Genomic DNA, 25,937 nt, shown 5'->3' with positions numbered 1-25,937 from the left:
ATTGAAATCTGGTCGCTCTCAGAATTTAACAAAATGATTTCAGATAAATCAGTTGACATGGCTTCTCTCGCTGAGAAGGTGATGGGTAATAAGAAAGAAAAACAATGATGCGAATGAAGGAAGGTGCCTATCACACTCCTGTTCTTTTGAATTCTTGTATTGAAGCCCTGCACATCCGACCAAACGGAATTTATGTGGATGCAACGTTTGGAGGAGGAGGACACTCGCGGGAAATTTTCAAACACTTAACGACTGGAAGGTTGTTTGCGTTTGATGTGGACGAAGACGCTGTGAAGAATGCGATTGATGATAAACGCTTCACGCTCATCCGGAAAAATTTCTCCGAGTTAAAAAGTTCTCTCCTCGCGCACAACGTGACTGAGATTGACGGATTGCTTGCTGACCTTGGGGTTTCCTCGCACCAGTTTGATTCTGCCGAAAGAGGATTCTCCACGCGCTTTGATTCTTCCCTCGACATGAGAATGGGAAAGCAAAACGGAACGACAGCAAGTGAAATCATCCGAACGTACTCCGAAGAAAACCTGAAAAAGATTTTCAGAGAGTATGGTGAACTGAGAAACGCAAGTCAAGTCGCGAAAAAAATTGTTGCAAACCGAAACAGCATAAGAACCGTAAATGATTTGAAGAATGCGATTGCAAACTGCGCGGAGAGAGGAAAAGAAAATCAGTTCTACGCGAAAGTTTTTCAGGCACTGCGGATTGAAGTGAATGATGAACTGAGCGCGCTGAAAGAATTGTTGGAGCAAAGCAAAGATGTTTTGAAAACAGGAGGAAGGATGGCAGTTATCTCTTATCACTCGCTTGAAGACAGATTGGTAAAAGATTTTTTCAGGTCGGGAAATTTTGAAGGCGAATTGGTGAAAGACATCTACGGAAATGTTCAATCGCCATTCAATCCGATAAATAAAAAACCAATCGTACCGAGCGAAAAAGAGATACAACAAAATAGCAGAGCGAGAAGCGCAAAGTTGCGAATTGCTGAAAAGAAATGAAAGGCATTCGTATGTGCGCATTCGTTAACGCTATTCGCATACGACAGGGCAAGAAGTGCAAAACTCAGAATAGCGGAGAAGAAATAAAGAATTGACAATGTGATTTTAAATCTTGTATGAATAAGTTTAAGGAACCGCAAGAAGAACCCAAAGTTGAAAAGACTTCAAAGGCTTCATCGAAAAAGCCCAGCAAAATCGCCCGCTCTTTTCTAAACATTTTCAGCGGAAATTTTCTTTCAAAAGATACAGTAATCCATCAACTTCCTTTCATCCTCTTTTTAACTCTTATCGGACTTGGTTATATCGCCAACGGATACCTCGCTGAAAAATCCGTTCGGGAAATCAGCCGGATCAACACCGAACTCAAAGAACTCAAATCGGAATACATCACTACGAAATCTGAACTCATGTTCATGAGCAACCAGAGCGAAGTGGCGAGGGCTTCTTTACCTCTTGGATTAAAAGAATCTACTGTGCCACCGAAGAAAATAGTAGTCAAGATTAGAAAAGAAGCGGGAGGCAGTGGCGGTGGGCAGTCAAATACAAAACAAGAATAATGCAGGACAAAAAAGAAATATCAGATAAAGGATACACAGGGCTGACAGTTTATCAAATGGCTTACAGATTGGCAATGGAGATTTTCGAAATCACAAAAACTTTTCCGAAAGAAGAAAAATATTCTTTGACTGACCAGATAAGAAGGTCTTCTCGCTCAGTATCTGTAAACATTGCTTCAGGATACCGAAGAAGAAAATATCCCAAACATTTTTCAAGCAAGATGACTGACGCAGATGAAGAATGCACCGAAACAATTGAGTGGTTGAAATTTTCAAAGGACTGTCAATATATAAATGAAGAAATAAAAACAAATCTAAATCAACAATACGAAAAAGTAGGAAGAATGCTGGGAAGCATGGCGGATAATCCTGAAAAGTTTTTGCCGAAAGGGATTTGAGCGCCTCTGCCTCCTGCTTCTGCCTACTTGTATTTAAAGTTATGGCACTAGACATCAGAAAAGACATACTCTGGAGAATTTACTTAGTGTACATTTTTATTTTCCTCATTGCCTGTTTCATCATTGCGCGCGTAGTGAAAATTCAGATTGGTGAAGGGCAGTATTGGAAAGAGCGCCAGAATGAACTCACGCTTCATTTCGCCAACATCGAAGCAATGCGTGGAAATATTTTCGATGTGAACGGGCAGTTGCTTGCAACTTCTCTTCCTTATTATGATGTGGCTGTGGATATGAGCGCGGACGCAATCACCGATGATGTGTTTGAAGATAATTTGGATTCGCTTTCACTTTGCCTCTCGAATATTTTTCCCGACAAAACAAAACCGCAGTTCAAACATCTTCTCATCAGCGCGAAAAATTCCGGAGACAGATATTACATGCTTCGCGAAAATATTTCATACAAAGAACTTCAGCAGTTAAAAACTTTCCCGCTCTTCAGAAAAGGCAGATACAAAGGCGGATTGATCTATACGCAGAAAGGTTTGCGCGAACTTCCTTTCAAACTTCTTGCTTCACGCACGATTGGAAATTGCAGAGAGAATGCCAAGCCGATCGGACTTGAAGGTTCATTTAATCCACAGTTGACCGGAATTGGAGGAAAGCGTCTCGTGAGAAAAATTGCCGGAGGAGTTGAAATGCCTGTGAACGATGAGAACGAAGTTGAACCGCAGGACGGTTGTGATATTGTTTCCACGCTCGATGTAAATATCCAGGACGTTGCTGAAAACGCTCTCTATCAGCAACTGAAAAAAAATCAGGCGGGCTGGGGATGTGTTGTGTTGATGGAAGTAAAAACCGGAGAGATACGCGCTATTGCTAATCTTTCAAAGATTGACACTGCGACTTACTCGGAGAATTTCAATTATGCCATAGCGCAAAGTACGGAACCTGGTTCCACTTTCAAATTAGTTTCTCTGATGGCGGGAATGGAAGACGGATATTTTGGTTTGAGCGATACGATCAATACTGGAAATGGAATCTGGCAATTTCTCGATCAGCAGGTAAAAGACGCGCATCAAATTGGACTTAGAAAACTTTCTGTCAAGGAAGTTTTTGAGCATTCATCCAATGTAGGCACCGCAAAACTTATTAATAAATACTACGGAAAAAATCCTCAGCAGTTTATTGATCGCCTGAATAAAATGGGAATCAATCTGAATCCTGAACTGGATATACAAGGAACAGGAAGTCCGGATATAAAATCTACAAAAGATAAAAGATGGTCGGCATATTCTCTTCCGTGGATGGCTTTCGGCTATGAGTTGCGATTAACTCCACTTCAGATTTTAACTTTTTACAATGCAGTTGCAAACGATGGCGTGATGATGAAGCCGCGTTTTGTTCGTGAAGTGCGCAGGCAAGGCAAAGCACTCAAAGCATTTTCTCCTGAAGTAATTCATCCGCACATTGCATCTGCTTCCACCATTCAGAAAGCAAAAGAGATGATGGAAGGAGTTGTTCTCGAAGGAACAGCGACCAATTTAAAAAATGCAGATTACAAAATTGCGGGCAAAACAGGAACTGCACAGATTGCGAAAGGCGGTGGCGGTTACGGAAATAAAAAAGGAAACTACACTCAAACTTACCAGGCATCTTTCGTTGGATATTTTCCTGCGGACAATCCAAAATATTCTTGCATCGTAGTGGTGAATGCTCCTTCCAACGGAATTTATTATGCGAATGCGGTTGCAGGTCCCATCTTCAGAGAAATTTCTGATAAAGTTTATTCCACGCTTCTTGACATCCACAGCGAAGTAAAAGAAACTCAAGTTGCCGATACAAAAACTCCAGCGATAAAAGGCGGTTCGCGAAAAGATATTCAAACTGTAGTCAGTGATTTAAATCTTTCCGCGAATGTAAATTCTTCTTCTGCGGAATATGTGAATGTGGTTATGCTGAAAGATTCTTCTGTGGTTGCGGTGGACAACAACATCAATCTCTCGCTTACCAATAATGTAATGCCGAATGTAACTGGGATGGGATTGAAGGACGCACTCTACGTATTGGAAAATGCTGGCTTGAGAGTAAAAATTGTCGGAAGCGGAACAATTAAAAAACAATCACTGAAGACAGGACAGAAATTTTCTAAAGGAACAGAACTCATTTTGGAATTATCATAAATGAAATTGTTAAAAGACATATTGTATAAAGCAGGGCTTGTTGAAGTCGTTGGTTCGACTGATATTGATATTTCTTCAATTGCTTTCGATTCCAGAAAAGTTGAGAAGAAATCACTTTTCATAGCAGTAAAGGGCACACAAAGTGATGGCCACAAATTTATTGCGCAGGCCATTTCTTCAGGAGCAACGGCAATTGTTTGCGAAGAACTCCCAACTTCTGGCTCCCAACTCCCGACTATTACATATATAAAGGTAAGCGACAGTGAATCCGCATTAGGAATTATCGCTTCAAACTTTTATGATAATCCTTCTGAAAAATTAAAACTTGTTGGAATTACCGGTACGAACGGAAAAACTACTACCGCAACACTTCTTCACAATCTTTTTCTATCACTCGGATTTAATTCTGGTTTGATTTCGACAGTGGTTTACAAAATCGGCAAGGAAGAATTTCCTGCTACACACACTACACCTGATTCCATTCAACTGAACAAACTTATGAAGCAGATGGTGGATGCAGGCTGCCAGTACTGTTTCATGGAAGTGAGTTCGCACGCGGTGGCGCAGAAAAGAATTTTAGGATTAAAATTCATAGGAGGAGTTTTCACAAACATAACGCATGACCACCTCGACTATCATAAAACATTTGAAGAATATCTCAAAGCAAAGAAAAAATTCTTTGATGGATTGGATAATGAAGCATTCGCTCTCGTGAACAAAGATGACCAGAATGGTTTGGTCATGCTTCAGAATACAAGCGCGCAGAAAAAAACTTTCGCGCTGAAATCTTCCGCTGATTTCAAATGCAAAATAATGGAAAGCCAGTTTGCGGGAATGCTTTTAAACATTGACGGTTCTGAAATGTGGACCAAACTCATCGGAAACTTCAATGCGTCAAATCTTCTCGCAGTTTATGCAACAGCAACACTTCTTTGCCAGGAAAAATTAAAAGTACTTACTGCTCTCAGCGCGCTGAGTTCTGTTGACGGAAGATTCCAGCAGATAAAATCTCATAGCGGAATTGTCGGCATTGTGGATTACGCGCATACACCTGACGCACTCCTAAATGTTTTGAAAACCATTCGCGAAATCCGCACGAACGAAGAAGCAATCATTACTGTAGTTGGTTGCGGTGGCGATCGTGACGCGCTCAAGCGCCCGGTGATGGCGCGCATCGCTTGCGAAGAAAGCGATAAAGTGATTCTCACTTCCGATAATCCAAGAAGTGAAGATCCTGATGAAATCATCCGACAAATGCAGAAAGGAGTAGAGCGTGTTCACCAGAAAAAAGTTTTGTCAATAACCGATAGAAGAGAAGCAATAAAAACCGCGTGTTCACTCGCGAGCGCAGGAGATATAATTCTTGTCGCAGGAAAAGGACACGAAAAATATCAAGAGATAAAAGGAGTGAAGCATGAGTTTGATGATGTGAAAGTGTTGCAGGAAAATTTAGAAATGATGAACAGTTAAAAAATAAAAAGAAGCGGACGGCAGTAGCGGTAGGCATGCTGTACTATTTATTTACATATCTGAAAGAACATTATCACTTGCCGGGCGCAGGACTGTTCCAGTATATTTCTTTCCGCTCTGCGATGGCGGTAATTACTTCGCTCATTATTTCTCTGGCTTTCGGAAAAAGAATCATCAATCTCCTTCACAGAAAACAAGTCGGAGAAACAATCCGTGATTTAGGATTAGCAGGAGAAAAAGAAAAGCACGGCACACCAACTATGGGCGGGCTCATCATTCTCTCTGCAATTGTAATCCCCACACTTCTCTTCGCGAAACTTCACAACATCTATGTCATCCTGATGCTTGTTGCAACGGGTTGGCTGGGCTTAATCGGTTTCCTCGATGATTACATAAAAGTTTTCAAGAAAGATAAAAAAGGACTCGCGGGAAAATTCAAAATAGTCGGACAAATTGGTTTGGGATTAATTGTCGGGGCGACATTCTATTTCCATCCCGATATACAGACAAAAGTTGAAATCACTCCGGATGTTATTTCAAAAGTTGACCAAAGCAAAGTAGAAACTATTACAGATACAGAAGGAAGAACGCATTACATGCTCGAGCGAAAACTTCCGAATACAACCATTCCGTTCATAAAAAATAATGAGTTCAACTATTCATCCATCATGGCGCTGTTCGGAGAAAAAATGCGCGACTACACATGGATCATTTACATTCTTGCTGTAATAATTATTGTCACCGCAGTTTCAAACGGTGCAAACATCACTGACGGAATTGACGGGCTTGCTACAGGAACTTCCGCCATTATCGGAATCACACTCGCGGTTTTCGCGTATGTATCAGGCAATATCATTTTCGCAAATTATCTCGACATCATGTACATCCCGCACACGGGTGAACTCGTGGTGTTCGCGAGCGCGCTTATCGGTGCATGCGTGGGTTTCCTCTGGTACAACGCGTATCCCGCACAGGTTTTTATGGGTGACACAGGAAGTCTCGCGCTTGGAGGAATCATCGCAGTATTCGCCATCGCAGTAAGAAAAGAATTGCTCATTCCCATTCTCTGCGGAATATTTCTCATAGAAAATTTATCGGTGGTGATTCAAGTCGCGTATTTCAAATACACGAAGAAAAAATACGGGGAAGGAAGAAGGATTTTCAAAATGTCTCCGCTTCACCATCACTATCAGAAACTCGGAATGCACGAATCAAAAATTGTTTCGCGCTTCTGGATTGTGGGAATCATGCTCGCGATAATGACGATTGTAACACTGAAACTGAGATAGAGATGAAAAGATTGGTAGTGCTTGGAGCAGGCGAAAGCGGAACAGGAACGGCAGTACTGGCGAAGAAAAAAGGATTGGATGTTTTTGTTTCGGATAAAGGAAAGATAAAAGCAGAATACAAGAAAGTTCTTTCACATCATGGCATCAGGTACGAAGAAGGAAAGCACACGGCTTCCCTGATTCTGAATGCGGACGAAGTAGTAAAAAGTCCCGGCATTCCTGAGAAAGCGGAAATGATAAAAGCATTGAGAAAAAAAAAAATCTCAATCATTTCTGAAATCGAGTTTGCATCACGATATACGAATGCAACACTCATCGGGATAACGGGAACGAACGGCAAGACAACTACAACTTCTCTCACTTATCACATCCTGAAAAAAGCAGGATACAAAGTGACGATGGGAGGAAACGTGGGAAAAAGTCTTGCAATGCTGGTGGCCGAGGGAAATTACGACTACTACGTTTTGGAGTTGAGCAGTTTTCAGTTGGACGGAATGTTCAAAACGAGAATCAACATTGCGATTCTCACCAACATCACTCCCGACCACCTCGACAGTTACGGATACAAATTTCAGAACTACATCAACTCGAAGTTCCGCATCGCACAGAATCAAACAAAGGAAGACGCCTTCATTTTTTGTGCCGATGACAAAGTGATTGCAAAAGAAATTAAAAAGAGAAAGTTTAATGCGCGCCTGTTTCCTTTCTCGATAAAGAAAAAAATAAAACGTGGCGCATATATAGAAAACAGAAAAATAAAAATCAATATAAACAATCAAACACCACTAACTATGTTCGTAGAACAACTAGCACTGCAGGGAAAACACAACCAGTACAACTCAATGGCTGCGGGAATCGCAACACGCCTTGTTGATGTGCGCAAAAACGAAATTCGTGAATCACTTTCCGATTTTCAAAATATCGAGCACCGCCTTGAATATGTTTCGCGTGTGCACGGAGTTGAATACATCAACGATTCGAAAGCAACCAACGTGAATTCCACTTGGTATGCTTTGGAAAGCATGCAGCATCCAACCGTTTGGATTGTCGGAGGAGAGGAGCACGGCAACGATTACAAAATGCTTCAGGAATTAGTGAAGCAGAAAGTGAAAGCGATTGTTTGCCTCGGAGCAGACAACAAAAAAATTATCCGCGCATTTAAAAATATGGTGGATGTGATTGTGGAAACAAAATCTGCGGATGAAGCAGTTCGCGTATCGTCAAAACTTGCAACGAAGGGAGACACAGTTTTACTTTCTCCGGCTTGCAAAAGTTTTGATTTGTTCCGCGATTACGAAGACAGAGGAAGAAAATTTAAGCAGGCGGTAAAGTCGTTGTAAAAATAGAATGTGTCATTTCGACCAAAGGGAGAAATCTCCTATGAGATTCCTCGCTATGCTCGGAATGACAATGAATAATAAAGAAAGAGTATGAAAAACTTTCTAAAAAAAATAAACGGAGACAAAACAATCTGGGCGGTTGTGGTGTTGCTGTCCATTCTGTCCATTCTCACGGTTTATAGTTCGATTGTCACGCTCGCGTATAAATACAAAGCAGGTGACACGGAATATTATCTGCTGAAACATTCAATGATTATTTGTTTCGGATTAGTGTTGATGTACTTCACACATAAATTGAGAAGTGGATTTTATTCCCGCATCGCAATCATTGGAATAATAGTTGCAGTTCCTCTTTTGCTGTTCACGCTTGTTTCAGGTTCGAACATTAATGAAGCAAGCCGATGGCTGAGGATACCCGTGATCGATTTAACGTTTCAGACGTCCGACTTCGCGAAGATTGCATTGATAATGTATGTTGCGCGCACACTTTCTATAAAGCAAAATGAAATAAAAGATTTCAGGAGTGCATTCCTTCCGATTATTGTTCCGGTTGTAACGGTTTGCGTTCTGATTATGCCGGCAAATTTTTCTACATCAGCAATGCTTTTCACTACTTGTCTCATCTTAATGTTCATCGGGAGAATAAATTTCAAATATATTTTATCTGTTATTGGAATCGGAATTGTTGCAGTTGCTCTGCTCGGAATTTTGATTTGGAATTTTCCCAATGCAATTCACCGCGGAGCAACATGGAAAGCGAGGATTGAAAATTTCGCAAATGGAAAAAGCGAAGTGAATTACCAGGTGGAGCAATCCAAAATTGCAATTGCCACAGGAGGAATTTTGGGAAAAGGCCCCGGCAAAAGCACGCAGAGAAATTTTTTGCCTCATCCATATTCCGATTTCATTTATGCAATCATAATTGAAGAATACGGTTTGTGGATGGGAATCTTTGTGATATTTCTTTATCTCGTTTTATTGCACCGGGCAGTGCGTATTGCCACGAAGTGCCAGAAAATTTTTCCGAGCATGCTTGCTGTAGGATGTGCGTTCATTTTAGTTTTCCAGGCGATGATAAATATGGCAGTGGCGGTGAACTTAGTTCCGGTAACGGGGCAACCGCTTCCGCTCGTGAGTATGGGAGGAACTTCGATTTGGTTTACGAGCATTGCGATCGGAATGGTGCTAAGCGCAAGCAGGGAACTTGAAAAAGAAAAAATTGTTAAACCGAAAGAAGAACAAGACGAAGAAGATATTGCTGTTGCGACAGCATAGAAATATATAATGTGAAAGTAATTATCAGTGGTGGCGGAACAGGCGGACATATTTTTCCCGCCATTGCTATTGCGAATGCGCTAAAAAAAATTGATAAGAAGGCGGAAATACTTTTTGTCGGAGCAGAAGGTAGAATGGAAATGGAAAAAGTTCCTTCGGCAGGATATAAAATAGAAGGACTGTGGATAAGCGGGCTGCAGCGAAGACTAACGATAGATAATTTGTCGTTTCCGTTTAAAGTGATATCGAGTATAATGAAGTCGAAGAAAATAATAAGAAGGTTCAAGCCCGATGTGGTAGTCGGCACGGGAGGATTTGCAAGCGGTCCTCTTCTGAGAACTGCTTCCGGAATGAAAATTCCTACGTTGATCCAGGAACAGAATTCTTTTCCCGGAATTACAAACAAACTTCTTGGAGGCAGGGTAAATAAAATTTGTGTAGCGTATGACGGAATGGAAAAATATTTTCCGAAAGAAAAAATTATTGTTACAGGAAACCCTGTTCGTCACGATATTCTTTCTCTGGAAGGGAAAAAAGAAAAAGCGCTTAAGGAATTTTCATTGAGCTCGCTGAAAAAAACTGTTTTGTTTGTTGGCGGAAGTTTAGGCGCGCGTACAATTAATCAGAGCGTTGCGGCTTGCATGGATTTACTTATAAAAAATAATATTCAAATCATCTGGCAAACCGGTCAGTCATATATAAAATATGCAACTGAAGTAACTTCTCAATTGCCCGGTGAAGATAATGGCGTTCGCGTGTATGCTTTTCTTTCTAAAATGGATTTGGCTTATGCATGTGCTGATATAGTTGTATCACGCGCAGGAGCAATCGCCCTTTCTGAACTTGCGATTGTAAAGAAGCCATGCGTTCTCGTTCCCTCTCCTAATGTGGCTGAAGACCATCAAACAAAGAACGCAATGGCATTGGTGAAGCACGAAGGAGCAATACTTGTAAAAGATTCTGAAGCGAGAGAAAAACTTGGCAATGAAATTATTTCATTGATGAATAACGAAACGAGAAAAAAAACGTTGAGTGAAAATATTTCCAGACTGGCTTTTCCAAATGCGGCAGAGGTGATAGCAAAAGAAGTAATGCAATTAACAAAAAAATAAATTCGTATGTGTGTATTCGTTAACGCTATTCGTATACATGAACTTTGATAACATAAAATACGTTTACTTCCTAGGCATTGGCGGGATTGGCATGAGTGCGCTCGCCCGTTACTTCAACGCTATGGGAAAATCAGTAAGCGGTTATGATAAAACAAAAACCCCGCTTACGGATGAATTAGTTGCCGAAGGAATTGAAGTTCATTTTGACGATAATGTTGACGCTGTTAAATCCGAAATCCGAAATTCGAAATCCGAAGTTCTCATTGTGCTGACTCCCGCAGTTCCCAAAGAGCATTCCGAATTAAAATATTTCCAGAAGAACGAGTATATAATAAGGAAGAGGTCGGAAGTGCTGGGCGCGATCACCGAGCAGGCATTCACCATTGCAGTGGCAGGCACGCATGGGAAAACCACCACTTCATCACTCATCGCGCACATTCTGAAATCTTCGGAAGTGGATTGCACAGCATTTCTCGGAGGCATCACGCAGAATTATGGAACCAATCTTTTGTTGAGCGAAAAACTAAAAAAGAAAAAATCAAAAATAAAACCGATTGTTATTGTCGAGGCGGATGAATACGACCGTTCGTTCCTCACGCTTCGTCCTGATATTGCTGTCATCACTTCGGTGGACGCTGATCATCTCGATATTTACGGAGACAAAAAAGAAATGGAAAAGTCGTACGCGCAGTTTGCTTCGCAGGTGAAAGAAGGAGGATTGCTCATCGTGAAAAAAGGAGTGGACAAAGTTCTTGGAGTGGAGAAGAATGAAAACAAGGTTACGTATTCTCTCCAGCATTCATCGGATTATTATGCAAGAAAAATTGCAATCAAGAAAGGAGAATATATTTTTGATGCAGTAACGCCTGAGCAGGCGATTCGTGGAGTTGTCTTGGGAATTCCCGGTAAGCATAATGTGGAAAATGCAATCGTTTCAGTGGCGGTGGCGCAGCGCATGAATATTTTCACCGGCAATATCAAGAACGCAATGGCAACATTCAAAGGAGTAAAACGCAGATTTGAATATCATATAAAAACGAAGGAACTTATTTACATAGATGATTACGCACATCATCCTGAAGAACTGCGCGCATGCATTTTAGCAGTGAAAGAAATGTATCCGCAGAAAAAAATTATGGGAGTATTTCAACCGCATTTGTTCACGCGCACAAGAGATTTTGCAAATGAATTCGCGAGGAGTTTAGAATTGCTGGACGAATTAATCCTGCTCGACATTTATCCCGCACGCGAAAAACCAATTGAAGGTGTTACATCTGAGATGCTGTTGGATAAAATAAGAACGAAGAATAAAAAACTTGTTTCGAAAAAGGAATTAGTAAAAGAAATTAAAGAAAGAGAAATCGAAGTATTGATTACGCTGGGTGCAGGAGATATTGATACGCTGGTGGAACCAATCAAGAATGAATTGTTAACTAGAATAAAAAAGAACTAAAAGTTAAACTAATGCGAACGATGCGAATCGATGCGAACACCGCGAATGAAATACCAACATTCGCAGTGTTCGCATTTGTTCGCGGTATTTGCATGTTGTCACCTTTTTATGGAACTATTTAAGAAAATAATACGAATCACCTTTTGGGTTCTGTTGATAGCAGGATTGGGAACTGTCTTTGCTTTTGTTCAGAAGAAGGAGAACGAAACTCTTTGCAGTAAATTAAATATCTCCATCGCGCGAGACCCAGTGAAAGAAAACTATTTCGTAGAGGAAGATGATATCCGTAAATTAATTGCAGAGCGATTCGGGCAAGTAGAAAATACACCACTGAAAAATATTGACGTGAATTATCTCGAGCGACTCATCTATACAAATCCATGGGTATCGCGCGCGGATGTTTATCTTTCCATCAACGGAGTGGTGGATGTTGAAATCGAACAGCGCCAGCCCATTCTCCGTATCATAAATAAAGACGGAGAAAGTTTTTACATGGATGCAAATGGAAAACTTATGCTCTGGTCTCCGGATTTTACCCCGAGAGTTTTAATTGCAACCGGAAATATTTCTGAAAGTTTTTCAACGTGGAAGAACACAAGCATGGACGAAATAATTAACAATGACACGCTGAAAACTCACACCATACTTGATGATTTTTATGCGCTCACACGGTTTATCTTGGCGGATGGATTCTGGTCAGCGCATGTTGAACAGATTTATGTAAACAACCATGGCGAGATTGAGTTGGTTCCTAAAGTGGGCGACCATAAAATTATTTTTGGAACTGCAGAGCAGATGGAAGAAAAGTTTTGGAAACTTAAAACTTTTTATAAAGAAGGGCTGAATTATACAGGATGGGAAAATTACGATACGCTCAATTTGAAATTTCAAAATCAGGTTGTTTGTACAAAAGCAAAATACAAAAAATGAATTGTCATTTCGAGCAAAGCGAGAAATCGCTTCAAGACATGCAATATGTTTCAGGAGATTCCTCATGTTCGTTCGGAATGACAGCGCGCCATAAAAATTAAAATAAAGAATATGCTCAACTCAGATTTAATCGTAGGACTCGACATCGGCACCACAAAAATCGCCTGCCTGGTTGGCGTGAAAAATGAACACGGCAAAATTGAAATTCTCGGAGTGGGAAGAGCGCCATCGCTTGGTGTGAGAAGGGGAGTGGTTTCCAACATTGAGGAAACAGTGAAGTCAATCCGTGCTGCTGTGGACGAAGCAGAAAAAAAATCCAACGTTGAAATCAAGCGCGTGCACGTGGGAATTGCCGGGCAGCATATCAAAAGCATCAAGCATAACGGCTCCCGCATGCGCGATAATCTCGACAATCCGATTACGCAGGCAGATGTGGACACGCTCATCGAAAGCATGTATAAACTCGTGATGTTGCCGGGAGAAGAAATCATTCACGTGCTTCCGCAGGAATACACGATTGACAGCGAGACAGGAATAAAAAATCCAATCGGGCACGAAGGCGTGCGGCTTGAAGCAAACTTTCACATCATCACCGGGCAAATGGCTGCCGCGAAAAACATCAAGAAGTGCGCGGAGAAAGCAGGACTGGTTGTGGAAGATTTAATTCTCGAACCCATTGCTTCTGCTTCCGCGGTGCTGAGCGATGAAGAAAAAGAAGCAGGCGTTGCGCTGGTGGATATTGGCGGAGGCACAACCGACATTGCAATTTTTTATGACAACGTGATTCGCCATACTGCCGTAATTCCTTTCGGAGGAAATGTTATCACCGATGATATAAAGGAAGGATGCTCCATTATTCAGCGGCATGCGGAAGAGTTGAAAATAAAATTCGGCTCTGCGCTGGCAAAAGAAAACCAGGATAATGAAATTGTTGTTATTCCCGGACTGAAAGGAAGAACTCCCAAAGAAATTTCCACGCGCAATCTTGCCGAAATCATTGAAGCGCGCATGAAAGAAATTCTCGAACTCGTGCAGTTCGAAATAAAAAATTCCGGCTTCGAGAAAAAACTCATAGCAGGAATTGTGGTTACGGGCGGAGGCGGGCAGTTAAAGCACATCAAGCAACTGGTGGAATATGTAACCGGCATGGACACGCGCATCGGCTATCCGAACGAGCATCTGGCAAAGAGCAACGAAGACGTAACAAGCCCGATGTTCTCTACAGGCGTTGGACTTGTGCTGAAGGGCTACGAAGAACTTGAAACGGAAAAAATGCGTACGCCCAAAAAGGAAGCCGTCACCACTCACTCCAAAAAATCACGCGGCAGTTTCTTCGATTCTCTTTTTCCGAAGGTGAAAAAACTTTTCGAAGAAGGCGATGAGGAGTTTCAGCAGTAGTTCGTCATTGCGAGCGGAGCGAAGCAATCGCACAGAAAGATTTTTGTCACATCGAATAATTTCCACTTCAATCACTCATGCGAACACTTGTTTACCTATGAAATGTTTTTTAAGGAGCAATGTAATAGTTGACGAGTTTTGCTAACCAATAATTCGAAGAATTATAATACTTCCATTGACTTTTGACAATTCCAACACCATTTGCATAAAAATAGTGGCAATGCTGTGGTGGACGCGAATCCCAATAATAATGTAATATTCTTTCATAATCATATGTCTGAAATGCACCAGCAGGAACTGAGATTGCCGAGTCTTTATGTGTCATTTTAAAGAAAAATAATCCGGTGGAATCCGATAAGTTTTCTAAAGTATCAGCGAAGTTTGTTGCTGAAAAATAAACGAACCCTTTTTCATTGACTAAATAACCAGATGAATCTCTTCTTAATGTCATGCAATTACTGCATTTGTATTCACAACTCCCATGGAATACTGCGTATGTTTTTCCGTTAATGATTGAGTCCTTTATTATTCTAATTGTGTCACGATTAATATAAGTTTCTATTTTGTTTGTGTCAAGATGATAATAATCATAAATCCAAAAGCTGCCTGCAGTCAAAGGAACAAACGGTACAACAGGCATCACCGTTCCTCCAAAATCTTTTCCTTTTGGAATAGCAACATCTTTGGCGCAAGAAAAAAATAGTATAACAATGAAAGGAAAATATTTTTTCATTGGCTCGCTAACGAATAAACAAAAAAAATATTGTAATAACGTGCCCCAAAACATATATTAACATTTAAAAACATTTATACCAAAGGCAATCAGGAATCCGAAAATTATTTGGAAGGTTGGAATATTGGAATAATGGAAGGATGGGGAGCAGCCAATCTTCCATCATTCCATTCTTCCTGAATATTCTGAAACCTGATTTCGTTTGCAGATAGTAATTCACAATTACACGTGCATAAGTTCGGTTGCAGAAGTTGTTTTCAAAAACTTCTCTCGTTAATTTTACGGCAATCATTTAATCCATACTTATGCAATTCGACTTACCGAAAGAAAAATCATCCATCATTAAAGTGATAGGAGTGGGAGGCGGAGGAAGCAATGCCGTTAACCACATGTTCAAACAGGGAATCAAAGACGTTGATTTCATTGTGTGCAACACCGACCGGCAAGTTCTTGATTCAAGTCCGGTGCCGCTGAAAATTCAACTCGGTGCAACGCTCACCGAAGGGCTCGGTGCCGGCTCGCTTCCCGAAATGGGAATGAAAGCCGCGCTCGAAAACATTGACGAAATCCGCAACGCGCTTTCAAAAACAAAAATGCTTTTCATCACTGCAGGAATGGGCGGAGGAACAGGAACAGGCGCTGCTCCGGTGATTGCAAAACTTGCGCGCGAGATGGGAATTCTTACCGTATCCATTTGCACGCTTCCGTTTTCGTGGGAAGGAAAACTTCGCAAAAGGCAGGCGGAAGAAGGGTTGGCTGAACTGAAAAAATATTCCGATGCGGTGCTCGTGATATTAAATGACAAGATTCGCGAAATATATCATAACCTGAAAGTGGGCGAAGCGTTCGCTCATGCCGATAATGTGTTGTGCTCTGCGGCAAAATGCATTGCCGAACTCATCAACGTGGCGCTCACCATTAATGTTGACTTCAACGATGTGCGCAGGGTGATGGAGAACAGCGGGGTTGCCATCATGGGTTCTGCCATGGCAACAGGCGAAGGGCGCTCGCTCAAAGCAGTTACGCAGGCGCTCAACTCTCCTTTATTAAATGACAATGACATTCGCGGTGCGCGCTATGTGCTGGTGAGCATCACCTGTGGAAGCGGCAAAGATGAACTCACCATGGATGAACTTGCCGAAATCACCGACTACGTGCAGGAAGCGGCAGGGCAAACTGCCGAAATGATTAAGGGCTACGGAACGAATGATACGCTGGGAGAAAAAGTGAGCGTTACCATTATTGCAAGCGGCTTCGAACGGAAAAATACGGATGAAATTCTGCCCGAAGTTCAACTGCTCAACCTCCATGAAGCGAAACCGGCAGAAGTAAAAAAAGCGGATGTTACAAAAATCACAGAGCCGATGCTGAAGAGCGAAGTAATGGAGCCAAAAAATACTTTTAAGGAAGATGTAAAAGAAGAGGAGGAAGAGGCAGGAGAAATTTTTCTGAAGAAGAAAGAAGAAGAAAAAATTGAGCCGCTGAATATTGAAGTGAAACTTCCTCCGGTGAAAGAAGAATCGTACGGAGTGGAAATTTTTCACACGGAAGAAAAGGAAGAGCCGAAAGCAGAAATTCTTCCTGAGATTGTTGCGGATGAAGAAGAAGAAACAAAAATCGAACCTGCCGTTGAAGAAGAATTAGAAATTCCTTTTGCCGAAGAAGCGCCAGCCATCACAGAGGTTCCTGAAGATGAAATAAAAATTGAAGAAGAAGAAACGCCACCTGTGTTTGAGATAATCAAAGAAGAGGAGAAGAGCATTGAGTTTGATTTGACCGCAAAAGACGCCCCTTCCCTAAAGGGAGAAGACAAGGACAACAACACCCTTCAGGGCGGGGGGCAAAAAGAAGAACCAAAAGTGGAAGTTCCGGCAGTGAACATGGAAGTGAAGCGCTCCAACGTTGCTATTGAGAAAACCGTTTTGCCGGTGGATTCAAAAGCAGATGAATCAAAGGTGACAAAGATTGGAGAAGTGCAACTCAATTCCCAGCCGCCCATTTCAGATGAAGAACAAAAACGCAGGGCGCAGGAAAAAATTCAGAAGTTGCGCGAATTAAGTTTCAAAGTGAAGACACCGGGCGGGCTTGCAGAACTGGAGAATGAACCTGCCTATAAAAGAAAAAATATTATGCTCACCGACACGCCCCATTCTTCCGAATCGGAAATATCGCGGCTCACGCTGGGAACGGAAAATAATAAAGACGGCACAAATAAAACTCCGAGTTTGCGCCCCGATAATTCTTTTTTGCACGATAAGCCGGATTGAAAAATACAAGTCGGCAGTAAACAATAGGCAGCAGGCAAGAACAGCCGAAGAAAAATCTCCGCGATTCGTATGTGCGTATTCGTTAACGCTATTCGCATACGTGTTTTAGTTGAAAAGGGTAAATGGTCTGAGCAATCAGACCATTTTCTTTTTTCGGGATAAATTATTTCAGGAGAGAAAATTTGTTTTGTTAATAATTACGTTAATAAAAAAACTGCAAACTCTGTTCCCGCATTGAAAAACTGAGTAGAATTGTTTCCAAATAAAAAAGAGAAGGTTGCTCTCCGAAGAAAAATTTCTTCGTGCTTTCTCTTAGTTCAACAAATAAACCAAAACCAACAATTATGAAATTGACAAAAATTACACTCATCGCATTGTTCATGGCATCTGCGGTTGTTTCGTTTGCCCAGTTATCTGACAGGCAGAACAACCCGGGCAAATTTAAAATCGGCACGCGCCCCGTTGCCGGCAACCTCGGCTTCATGGTAGGCGGAAGCATGGGCGATTTGAAAGCAATCTTCAAAGGAGATTCCACAAAAAACACCCTGCCGCTGCTTGCGCTCAAGTATTATGCAAGTGATTCAAAGGTGTGGAGAATTGGTGTGAAGATTAACAAAAAATCAACAACAAGAGCGGGAGAAACCGATACTTCATTAACTCCCCTGGGAATTTCACGAAGAGACAGTTCAAGCATGAGTTCGGAGTTTCTTCTTTATCCCGGCATGGAAAAACATTTTCTTAATTCAAACATTCTGGATGCGTACGTAGCGGTATCTCTTCCCATCGGATTTCTCCGCGAAACAGAATCGTACAATGTAGATTATGTAAATGCAACCAACGACCATTACCATCATCAAATGAACAAAATGAGTTTGGCATATGGTATTGAAGGATTTGTAGGAGTGCAGGCATTCATTGCTGACCTTCCGCTCGCCCTCGGACTCGAAATGGGAGTATCGGGCATTGGATACCGCGGTGAAAAATACAAAAACAAAGATGACATCACTGCTGCCGGAGTAAATACCAGCCAAACCTATTATACGTATAAGAATGACCCGCTGAGTGTTCATTATTCCAAACTGAAATCAAACAGTTATGAGATGAAATCGGTAATACGATTAACCATCAGTTATTACTTTGCAAAATAAATTTTAACATTCATCCATAATAGAATTCAATTATGCAAAATATAAAAACACTAATAATAACTTCCGTAGTTCTGTGCACAGTTCTTTTTTCATCCTGTGTGGGATTGAGGACAACCCGCTCTGCGCGTTCTGCCTCTTTCATGCCCAGCGATGTGCGATTGAATGTGACCATGGACGATTACCAGTATCTTGGTACGGAAGAGGTCTCGGTGTCTTATAAAAGATACCTTGGCTTTTTTACTTTCTATAATGAAATCAACGGAAAAGAAACCACGCTGCGCAACATTAACATTGTAAACTTATACGGGCATTCCGCCATTGGATTTACCAAGTATGATTTTACGTTGCTCCGCGCATTGTATGCTGCCATGGTAAAACATCAGGATGCTGATTTTGTAATGCCGGTTAGTTTGGTTACAGAAAAGGAGCAGATGTTTCTGGGAAGCAATGTGAAAAAAACGTTGAAAGTAAAAGTATACAAGATAAAGGAGAAATAATAGTTTTGTAGGAAGAAAAATGCGGGGCATGAGTTTGAAAGAACATCATGCCTCGTGTTTTAATCCGCACGAACAATGAAACGATTTTTTTTTATCCTCGGAATTTTTCTCTGCTTCGCTTCCTGCAAGAAAGATAAAAACTCTCCAGCCCTTCTTTTTATTTATCCGCAGGCATTAGTGATAAGTTTAAAGCCGCTGCAGGTAACCAGTTTTTCCATTAACGGTTCTTCCGATGCTGCAGCGCTCAGCCGTTTCATCATCCGCTCAAAAATTCCTTTGCAGAATTATGTTACGCTGCTCGACACTTCGCTCAGCAGCAAAAAATTTGCCATGACGTTTGATTACCAGGCGCCTTCTTACTCTCAGACCACCAACATTCAACTCCAATTTATTCTGAGCGATGCTGACGGAAACGAAACGCAAATGGGAAGAACCATCAGCGATGTGGTAGCCAGCGGAGATGTTCCCAAAGAAACTTCGGGCAACGAAATGTATTCCTCCATCACCGGCAAGCCCAATGCGTATGATCTTTCCAAATGCCTTCCGCTTTATTCTTCCACTGCCGCCATTGCCGACCAGCACATAAAGGATTCCACCGTGAATGATTCCAACGGCACTTACCTGATGAGCCGAAAATGGGTTTCGCCTGCGGGATTAAAGTTTGTGCGCTTCAATGATTTTGATTATCCCAACGCCACCTACGCTTCGCTCAAGCAATCGTATGCAGCCGGTGTGAAAAAAAGTTTCATGACCAACATTACACAGGGCGATATAATTCTCACGCGCCTTTCCAATTCCAACCCCGACAGCGGCTACATGGCAATTAAACTCGTGTACGTGATTGATGCTGACACCACCGGATTTGACCGGTATATTTTTAATGTGAAGAAGTAAATTATTATCTACTAATTTACCAATCTGTACTAATGTACTAATAACAGCCATCGTGAGGAATTGTATTTTTCATTAGTACATTAGTACATTAGTACTCATTCGTACATTAGTAGATGAGTTCTTTTTAATTACATTTGAAAAATTATTTTTACCATGAAAATTATTTCTTCTCTTTCCTTTTTATTCCTCTCTGCTTTTCTTCCCCTTCTTGAAGGGGGTGCAGGGGGATGTAAGGCGCAATCCACTCACTCCGTTGTTTTGGAAAAAACTTTCGGCACTGATTACGAAGACCAGGGAAAAACCATTCTTGCCACGCCCGATGGAGGATTCATTATTGGCGGTTGGACAAAGTCATCTGCTGCCGGAACCAAAGACGCGCTCATTATTAAAATGAATGCGAACGGAGAAAAAGAATGGGAGAAAGTAATGGGCAAAGAAGGCGAGGATGGAGTGAACTGCGCAGCGCTCTCGCCCGATGGCAATTATGTTTTTGCCGGCTTCACCACGAATATGCAGGACGGCTTGCAGTACTGGTGGGTTTTTTCCCTCGATAAAACCGGCAAGGTGTTGTGGGAAGTTACCTTTGGTGGAAGCGAATGGGATGCCGCCAAAGCAATGATTGCATTGCCCGATGGCTATGCCATTACAGGCGTGCGCATGAACAAAGGCGACCAGGACATGGAAACTTCTTTGCTGCGCATAAACAAGAAGGGAGGAAAAATATGGGAAACGCCTTTCGGAATCCGCTATTACGATGACGAAGGAAACGCGCTGGCGCAATACACCGATGAAAGTTTCATTGTTGCCGGCTGGAGTAAAAAAGATATTGGTCCCAACAAGCGCATTCACGTGGCGAAGGTGGACAAGCGCGGGAACGTGGAGTGGGAAAAAATTTTTGGCGGAGAAGTATATGACTTTGCGCGCGCAGTAACTGTTACACCCGATGGAAGAATTCTGGTTGCCGCTGTCACCCGTTCAAAAACCAACGGAGAAGAAGACATCCGCGTGCTGAAACTGAATGCAAAAGGCGAAGCCGAGTGGGACAACAATTATGGCGGAAGCCGAACCGAGCAGCCGACTTCCATGGTTGCCACTGCCGATAACGGATGCATTATTGCCGGATGGACAAACACCATTGGCAACGGCAAAGAAAAAATATTTCTCATGCGGCTCGACAGGAAAGGAAACATACTGTATGAGCGCTATCTCGGCACGCGCGCATGGGATGCGGCAGAACAAATTATTCCGCTGGGCGGAGGCAACTGGCTCATTGGCGGATGGGCGGCTTCTGCCGAAGCTGACAACACCGATTTTCTCGCCATGAAAGTTTCGGATAACTACGACCAGTCAATGGAAAAGTATGTTGCCGAGAAAACAAGCAAAGGCGATTCGCGCTCACCCGATGAAATAAAAAAAGAAGTTGCAAAGAATCTGCTGTACGAGAATAAGGATTTATCTTTTGCCGCGCACATGGAAGACACCGTTCCGCGCTACCGCGGAAGCGGAGACCCGCTGAAGGGCTTGAACGTTTCAAAAGCAAAGTCGGTGCATCTTTCGGAATATTATCTGCTGGTGATTGGCATTGACAATTACACCGGCACCTGGCCCGCGCTGAAAACCGCTGTGAAGGATGCGCTTGGAGTGGAAACCGCGCTCAAGAATAAATATAAGTTCGACCATGTGCGCACGCTTTACAATGAAAAAGCCACGCGCACCAACATCATCCGCGAACTCGAATGGCTGGTGGATAATGTTTCATCGAACGATAACGTGCTCATTTATTATTCCGGCCACGGTGATTTCAAGCCGCAGCTGAACAAGGGCTACTGGGTTCCGCAGGATGCCGCTTCTTCTTCCACTTCCAACTTCATTTCCAATTCTGATATTCAAACGTTCATGGGCGGAATCCTCGCCTCGCACACGCTGCTGATTTCCGATGCCTGCTTCAGCGGAGATATTTTCCGCGGAAACACCACCACCATTACCTTTGAAGAATCAGATAAATATTACAGCACTGCCAACTCGCTCAAAAGCCGGCAGGCAATTACCAGTGGCGGCATTGAGCCGGTGATGGATAACGGCAAAGGCGGGCATTCTGTTTTCTGCTATTACCTGCTGCAGGCGCTCGAAGCAAATGAAAAGAAATTTTTAGACGCCAGCCAGTTGTTTGCCAAAATAAAAGTGCCGGTGAAAAACAACTCTGACCAAACCCCCGCCTTCAATCCCATTAAAGGCACAGGCGATGAAGGAGGGCAGTTTATTTTTATGAAGAAGTGAATATGCGAATAGCGTTGACGAATGCGCATATGCGAATATCACTTCACCACCACGAGTTTCTTTGAAATGATTCCTTCGCTGGTGCCGATGCGCAGAAAATAAATGCCGGGCGGTTGATTTGATAAATCAATGGTTGAATGGTTAGATGGTTGAATGGTTGAATACACTCGCTCTCCAAACACATTAAATATTTCCAAACCGGAAACTCCAGACCGTAAACCTGAAACTATAAACTTGCCGTTAAGGGATGGATTCGGTATAAACCCTTTAATGCTCCGTTCGCAGTATTGAATTCTCCTTTAAGAGTATTAAAGCAGATGCTCGCAGTATTGAATCCTCCTTTAAGAGTATTAAAGCAGACGCTCGTAGTATTGAATCCTCCTTTAAGAGCATTAAAGCAAACGCTCGCAGTATTGAATCCTCCTTTAAGAGCATTAAAGCAGACGCTCGTAGTATTGAATCCTCCTTTAAGAGTATTGAAGCAGACGCTCGTAGTATTGAATCCTCCTTTAAGAGCATTAAAGCAGACGCTCGTAGTATTGAATCCTCCTTTAAGAGCATTAAAGCAGACGTTAACTACAACCGCCCAACTATACCATCGGCAGTCAGGTTTCCGAAAAATGAGAAAGTCCCAAGCATCAAGTCCCAAGTTTCAAGCCCCAATAAACAGCCAACAACAACGGCTGTTTTCTTGGAATTTGGGACTTGGAATTTGGAACTTTGGACTTCAACATTTCGGAAAGCCGATTTGTTTCAGTATAACGGAAAAGCGGGTATTCAGGGGTTCACCTGCAAATCCACCTGAATGGTTTCATCTTTGCTTGAGATGCTGGTGCCCGTTCCGCCCGAAACGGTTTTCACGGCAGTGCTGTCAAAGCCCACCCCGAATAAATAATAATCGCCCCTGCGCAGGTTGTCAAATTCATAAATGGCGCTGGCATCGGCAACGGTGCTTGCATCGTAGTTGTTAATGTTTGCGCCCGGAAAACTCTGCGTGTTGTATTTGATGTACACCACCGTGCCGGGAACGGGCTTGGTGCTATGCGTTACCGTTCCTTTAATAACGGCTTTTCCCCCGGGACCGGCTTTTCGGCAGGATACTTCGACTACGCTCAGTGTGACAAAAAGCAAGAAACACGAAAAAAGAAAAAGAGGAGGAAGGAATTTTTGTTTCATAAAAATTTATAGCAAAGTACAAATGTAAAGTTTTTTATACAAAGATAGTCAGGTTTCCGAAAATCGGTAGTGTCTCATTTTGAAATTTGTTTAGTGAACCTTTGTGTCTTAGTGCCTTCGTGGCTCTGCTTTTCTTTATTTTTGCCACTAAGACACGAAGTCACTAAGAAAACCACACGAAGAAATACAAACTGAGACACTATCCGAAAATCATAATTACCCCGCGCTGGTGAAGGAGATGCTTAGCGACAAGTAACCTTATATCCTTATTTCTCTATCTCACCTCAGAATTTTTGTTAATCTTGCGTTCTGGGAAGAAAATAATATGAAACAACTCATCGGGTTACCAATTACTAATCAGTTACGAATGTTACAATTCATTTGTAAGAATTTGTTATTGGTAATATTTGTAGTTAATTCGCAAGTAGTAACCGCGCAGAACATTGAATTTACCAAAGAAGATTTTCCCAATGACAAAGCGGGATTGAAAGAAGCGAAAAAAAACATAAGTGAAGCGGATAACTATTTTGACCAAGGGCATCAGATGTACAGGTATGCGCTGCCGCTTTACCTGAAAGCAAATGCTTTCAACCCGAACAATGTGTTCTTGAATTACAGAATCGGTGTTTGCTATCTTTATTCTGAGTTTAAACAAAAAGCAACTGCTTATTTGGAACGCGCGTATAAACTAAATCCCACAGTGGGTGAAAACCTGCATTATTATCTTGGGCGCGCTTACCACTTCAATATGGATTGGGACAAGGCGATGAAAGAATATCAAACCGCCAAAGAACAAACAAAGCCCGATGATAAAAACGCCCTTGCCGATATAGACAAAAAAATTACCGAATGCCGTAACGGAAAAGAATTGGTGAAGAAACCCGCGAAAGTAATTATTGAAAATGTGGGGAAAGAAATTAATTCGCCCAATCCCGATTATGGCGCAGTGATTTCAGCCGATGAATCGGTGCTCATGTTCACCTCGCGCAGAGAAAATACCACGGGCGGAGGAATTGACATGTTTGACCAAATGTATTTCGAAGACATTTATATTTCAACAAATGCAGGACAGGGGACAGGGGACAAGGGGCAAGTAAAATGGACGGAAGCAAAAAACATGGGCGCGCCCATTAATTCAGCCAACCGGCATGATGCCTCGCTGGCGCTTTCGGCTGACGGGCAAAAACTTTTCATCTATCTGGACGACATGAATAACGGAAGCGGAAATATTTATGAGTGCGATTTGAAAGGAAACGAGTGGGGCAAACCCTATAAAATGAGTTCCTCCATCAACACAAAGTACCATGAAAATGCAGCAAGTTTATCTGCTGACGGAAACACATTTTATTTTGCCAGCGATAAAGCGGGCGGCTTTGGCAATCACGATATTTATAAAACAACCTGGAACGACAAAACGAAACAATGGGGAGAAGCCGAAAATTTGGGACCCACCATCAACACTCCTTACGATGAGCAAAGCATTTTCATTCACCCCGATGGAAAAACACTTTACTTCAGCAGCGAAGGGCATACTTCCATGGGCGGGTATGATGTTTTTAAATCGGTGTGGGATAAGGGCAAAAAGAAATGGAGCATACCCGAAAACATCGGCTACCCCATTAACACGCCTGACAATGACATTAATTTTGTTCTTTCCGCCAGCGGTGAGCACGGTTATTATTCTTCTTTCAAACCCGATGGATACGGGGAAAAAGATATTTACAGAATCACTTTCAAGGGCGATACTACGGTGCGCAGCGCAGTTGCGTGCATTCTCAAAGGAACCATCTATGATGAAATGACCAAACAGCCCTTAGAAGCCGACATTGAACTGATGGACAACACACGCGATGAGACCATCGCCATTTTTAAATCAAACAGCGCCACCGGAAAATATTTAGTGTCGCTTCCCGGTGGAAAGAATTACGGCATCGCGGTGAAGAAAGAAGGATACTTGTTTCACTCCGAGAATTTCGACATTCCCGAAACATTCGTTTACAAGGAATATGTAAAAGATGTGCCGATGAAAAGTATTTCCGTTGGAAGTAAAATTGTTTTGAAAAATATTTTCTACGACTTTGACAAAGCCACGCTTCGCTCCGAGTCCACCGGGGAATTGGAACGATTGGTAAAACTGCTCAACGATATTCCCAGTATGAAGATTGAGATTTCCGGCCACACCGACAGCAAAGGAGCCGATGATTACAACATGAAACTTTCGCAGGCAAGAGCGCAGTCGGTAGTGGATTACCTGATTCAAAAAGGCATTGGCAAAAACCGCCTCACGGCAAAGGGTTATGGAAAAACCAAACCAATCGCCACCAACGATACGGATGAAGGAAGGCAGTTAAACCGAAGAACGGAGTTTGAAATTAAGAGCAAGTAGTATTAACGTGAGTTTTGCTTAAGCCCTGTATAAAACTATAAATATTCTTTTTTTAATGAGATTCCTCACTTCGTTCGGAATGACAGCACAACATCTGGGAGGATTGGGAGCGGGCGCGCTCTGCGCGCCCGCTTCTCTCCCTAT

The 25,937-nt window shown here is 42.3% G+C and carries 21 protein-coding genes; 18 read left to right on the top strand and 3 right to left on the bottom strand.

Features of this window, described 5'->3' with window-relative positions; genetic code table 11:
- The first annotated feature begins 113 nt into the window (after positions 1-113).
- The 12 genes from rsmH (at position 114) to ftsA (ending at position 14,415) form a co-directional block, all read left to right on the top strand.
- Complete coding sequence (gene rsmH, locus HY063_12825) at positions 114-1,013, top strand: 16S rRNA (cytosine(1402)-N(4))-methyltransferase RsmH (GenBank protein ID MBI3502667.1); 900 nt, start codon at positions 114-116, stop codon at positions 1,011-1,013.
- Between the two features lie 116 nt (positions 1,014-1,129).
- Positions 1,130-1,570 carry a hypothetical protein gene (locus HY063_12820; GenBank protein ID MBI3502666.1) on the top strand — a complete coding sequence of 147 codons (441 nt, stop codon included), beginning with the start codon at positions 1,130-1,132 and terminating at the stop codon, positions 1,568-1,570.
- Entirely contained in the window at positions 1,570-1,968 is a 399-nt protein-coding gene (locus HY063_12815; GenBank protein ID MBI3502665.1) for a four helix bundle protein, read from the top strand. Before HY063_12820 ends, HY063_12815 begins: the two co-directional genes overlap by 1 nt.
- A 41-nt stretch (positions 1,969-2,009) precedes the next feature.
- The gene (locus HY063_12810) at positions 2,010-4,148 is read left to right on the top strand and encodes a transpeptidase family protein (protein MBI3502664.1); all 2,139 of its coding nucleotides are present in this window, start codon (positions 2,010-2,012) and stop codon (positions 4,146-4,148) included.
- Positions 4,149-5,618: a UDP-N-acetylmuramoyl-L-alanyl-D-glutamate--2,6-diaminopimelate ligase gene (locus HY063_12805; GenBank protein ID MBI3502663.1), complete on the top strand. Its 1,470-nt coding sequence runs from the start codon at positions 4,149-4,151 to the stop codon at positions 5,616-5,618.
- A 35-nt stretch (positions 5,619-5,653) separates the two neighbouring features.
- Entirely contained in the window at positions 5,654-6,907 is a 1,254-nt protein-coding gene (locus HY063_12800; GenBank protein ID MBI3502662.1) for a phospho-N-acetylmuramoyl-pentapeptide-transferase, read from the top strand.
- A 2-nt stretch (positions 6,908-6,909) separates the two neighbouring features.
- Positions 6,910-8,247: a UDP-N-acetylmuramoyl-L-alanine--D-glutamate ligase gene (murD, locus tag HY063_12795; GenBank protein MBI3502661.1), complete on the top strand. Its 1,338-nt coding sequence runs from the start codon at positions 6,910-6,912 to the stop codon at positions 8,245-8,247.
- Between the two features lie 90 nt (positions 8,248-8,337).
- On the top strand, positions 8,338-9,522 hold the full coding sequence (locus HY063_12790; GenBank protein MBI3502660.1) for an FtsW/RodA/SpoVE family cell cycle protein: 1,185 nt from the start codon (positions 8,338-8,340) through the stop codon (positions 9,520-9,522).
- Positions 9,523-9,524: 2 nt separating this feature from the next.
- Positions 9,525-10,634 (top strand): undecaprenyldiphospho-muramoylpentapeptide beta-N-acetylglucosaminyltransferase, encoded by a 1,110-nt coding sequence (murG, locus tag HY063_12785; GenBank protein MBI3502659.1) that lies wholly within the window; start codon positions 9,525-9,527, stop codon positions 10,632-10,634.
- Between the two features lie 37 nt (positions 10,635-10,671).
- A complete protein-coding gene (locus HY063_12780; GenBank protein ID MBI3502658.1) occupies positions 10,672-12,087 on the top strand; it encodes a UDP-N-acetylmuramate--L-alanine ligase in 1,416 nt (471 codons plus the stop codon).
- A gap of 108 nt (positions 12,088-12,195) precedes the next feature.
- On the top strand, positions 12,196-13,017 hold the full coding sequence (locus HY063_12775; protein ID MBI3502657.1) for a hypothetical protein: 822 nt from the start codon (positions 12,196-12,198) through the stop codon (positions 13,015-13,017).
- Between the two features lie 111 nt (positions 13,018-13,128).
- Positions 13,129-14,415 carry a cell division protein FtsA gene (gene ftsA / locus HY063_12770; GenBank protein ID MBI3502656.1) on the top strand — a complete coding sequence of 429 codons (1,287 nt, stop codon included), beginning with the start codon at positions 13,129-13,131 and terminating at the stop codon, positions 14,413-14,415.
- A gap of 109 nt (positions 14,416-14,524) precedes the next feature.
- Here ftsA and HY063_12765 read toward each other — a convergent pair whose 3' ends face one another.
- Positions 14,525-15,148 carry a hypothetical protein gene (locus tag HY063_12765; protein ID MBI3502655.1) on the bottom strand — a complete coding sequence of 208 codons (624 nt, stop codon included), beginning with the start codon at positions 15,146-15,148 and terminating at the stop codon, positions 14,525-14,527.
- A 305-nt stretch (positions 15,149-15,453) separates the two neighbouring features.
- On the opposite strand from HY063_12765, the gene ftsZ reads away from it, so the two are divergent.
- From ftsZ to HY063_12740, 5 genes are all read left to right on the top strand, one after another.
- Positions 15,454-17,415 carry a cell division protein FtsZ gene (gene ftsZ / locus HY063_12760; protein MBI3502654.1) on the top strand — a complete coding sequence of 654 codons (1,962 nt, stop codon included), beginning with the start codon at positions 15,454-15,456 and terminating at the stop codon, positions 17,413-17,415.
- A gap of 344 nt (positions 17,416-17,759) precedes the next feature.
- A complete protein-coding gene (locus HY063_12755; protein MBI3502653.1) occupies positions 17,760-18,563 on the top strand; it encodes a hypothetical protein in 804 nt (267 codons plus the stop codon).
- Positions 18,564-18,595: 32 nt separating this feature from the next.
- On the top strand, positions 18,596-19,060 hold the full coding sequence (locus tag HY063_12750) for a hypothetical protein (GenBank protein ID MBI3502652.1): 465 nt from the start codon (positions 18,596-18,598) through the stop codon (positions 19,058-19,060).
- Positions 19,061-19,135: 75 nt separating this feature from the next.
- Complete coding sequence (locus tag HY063_12745) at positions 19,136-19,954, top strand: hypothetical protein (GenBank protein MBI3502651.1); 819 nt, start codon at positions 19,136-19,138, stop codon at positions 19,952-19,954.
- A 153-nt stretch (positions 19,955-20,107) separates the two neighbouring features.
- Positions 20,108-22,231, top strand: coding sequence for a caspase family protein (locus HY063_12740; GenBank protein MBI3502650.1), 2,124 nt, complete (start codon positions 20,108-20,110; stop codon positions 22,229-22,231).
- 38 nt (positions 22,232-22,269) lie between these two features.
- Here the strand turns inward: HY063_12740 and HY063_12735 are convergent, their stop codons facing one another.
- Positions 22,270-22,524 (bottom strand): T9SS type A sorting domain-containing protein, encoded by a 255-nt coding sequence (locus tag HY063_12735; protein MBI3502649.1) that lies wholly within the window; start codon positions 22,522-22,524, stop codon positions 22,270-22,272.
- A 484-nt stretch (positions 22,525-23,008) separates the two neighbouring features.
- Positions 23,009-23,407, bottom strand: a complete 399-nt coding sequence (locus HY063_12730; protein MBI3502648.1) for a hypothetical protein — start codon at positions 23,405-23,407, stop codon at positions 23,009-23,011.
- Between the two features lie 391 nt (positions 23,408-23,798).
- Here HY063_12730 and HY063_12725 point away from each other — a divergent pair, with 391 nt between their 5' ends.
- Complete coding sequence (locus HY063_12725; protein ID MBI3502647.1) at positions 23,799-25,793, top strand: OmpA family protein; 1,995 nt, start codon at positions 23,799-23,801, stop codon at positions 25,791-25,793.
- The last annotated feature ends 144 nt before the right edge of the window (positions 25,794-25,937 follow it).

It is taken from the genome of Bacteroidota bacterium (assembly GCA_016195025.1).
GTDB lineage: Bacteria > Bacteroidota > Bacteroidia > Palsa-948 > Palsa-948 > Palsa-948.
The sequence above is the reverse complement of the archived record's forward strand: the minus strand, read 5'-3'. Positions and strand labels throughout refer to the sequence as shown.

Excerpts from the sequence above, each read along its gene's own strand:
- rsmH (MBI3502667.1), top strand. The coding sequence starts at position 114 with ATGAAGGAAGGTGCCTATCACACTCCTGTTCTTTTGAATTCTTGTATT.
- HY063_12820 (MBI3502666.1), top strand. The coding sequence starts at position 1,130 with ATGAATAAGTTTAAGGAACCGCAAGAAGAACCCAAAGTTGAAAAGACT.
- HY063_12815 (MBI3502665.1), top strand. The coding sequence starts at position 1,570 with ATGCAGGACAAAAAAGAAATATCAGATAAAGGATACACAGGGCTGACA.
- HY063_12810 (MBI3502664.1), top strand. The coding sequence starts at position 2,010 with ATGGCACTAGACATCAGAAAAGACATACTCTGGAGAATTTACTTAGTG.
- HY063_12805 (MBI3502663.1), top strand. The coding sequence starts at position 4,149 with ATGAAATTGTTAAAAGACATATTGTATAAAGCAGGGCTTGTTGAAGTC.
- HY063_12800 (MBI3502662.1), top strand. The coding sequence starts at position 5,654 with ATGCTGTACTATTTATTTACATATCTGAAAGAACATTATCACTTGCCG.
- murD (MBI3502661.1), top strand. The coding sequence starts at position 6,910 with ATGAAAAGATTGGTAGTGCTTGGAGCAGGCGAAAGCGGAACAGGAACG.
- HY063_12790 (MBI3502660.1), top strand. The coding sequence starts at position 8,338 with ATGAAAAACTTTCTAAAAAAAATAAACGGAGACAAAACAATCTGGGCG.
- HY063_12780 (MBI3502658.1), top strand. The coding sequence starts at position 10,672 with ATGAACTTTGATAACATAAAATACGTTTACTTCCTAGGCATTGGCGGG.
- HY063_12775 (MBI3502657.1), top strand. The coding sequence starts at position 12,196 with ATGGAACTATTTAAGAAAATAATACGAATCACCTTTTGGGTTCTGTTG.
- ftsA (MBI3502656.1), top strand. The coding sequence starts at position 13,129 with ATGCTCAACTCAGATTTAATCGTAGGACTCGACATCGGCACCACAAAA.
- HY063_12765 (MBI3502655.1), bottom strand. The coding sequence starts at position 15,148 with ATGAAAAAATATTTTCCTTTCATTGTTATACTATTTTTTTCTTGCGCC.
- ftsZ (MBI3502654.1), top strand. The coding sequence starts at position 15,454 with ATGCAATTCGACTTACCGAAAGAAAAATCATCCATCATTAAAGTGATA.
- HY063_12755 (MBI3502653.1), top strand. The coding sequence starts at position 17,760 with ATGAAATTGACAAAAATTACACTCATCGCATTGTTCATGGCATCTGCG.
- HY063_12750 (MBI3502652.1), top strand. The coding sequence starts at position 18,596 with ATGCAAAATATAAAAACACTAATAATAACTTCCGTAGTTCTGTGCACA.
- HY063_12745 (MBI3502651.1), top strand. The coding sequence starts at position 19,136 with ATGAAACGATTTTTTTTTATCCTCGGAATTTTTCTCTGCTTCGCTTCC.
- HY063_12740 (MBI3502650.1), top strand. The coding sequence starts at position 20,108 with ATGAAAATTATTTCTTCTCTTTCCTTTTTATTCCTCTCTGCTTTTCTT.
- HY063_12730 (MBI3502648.1), bottom strand. The coding sequence starts at position 23,407 with ATGAAACAAAAATTCCTTCCTCCTCTTTTTCTTTTTTCGTGTTTCTTG.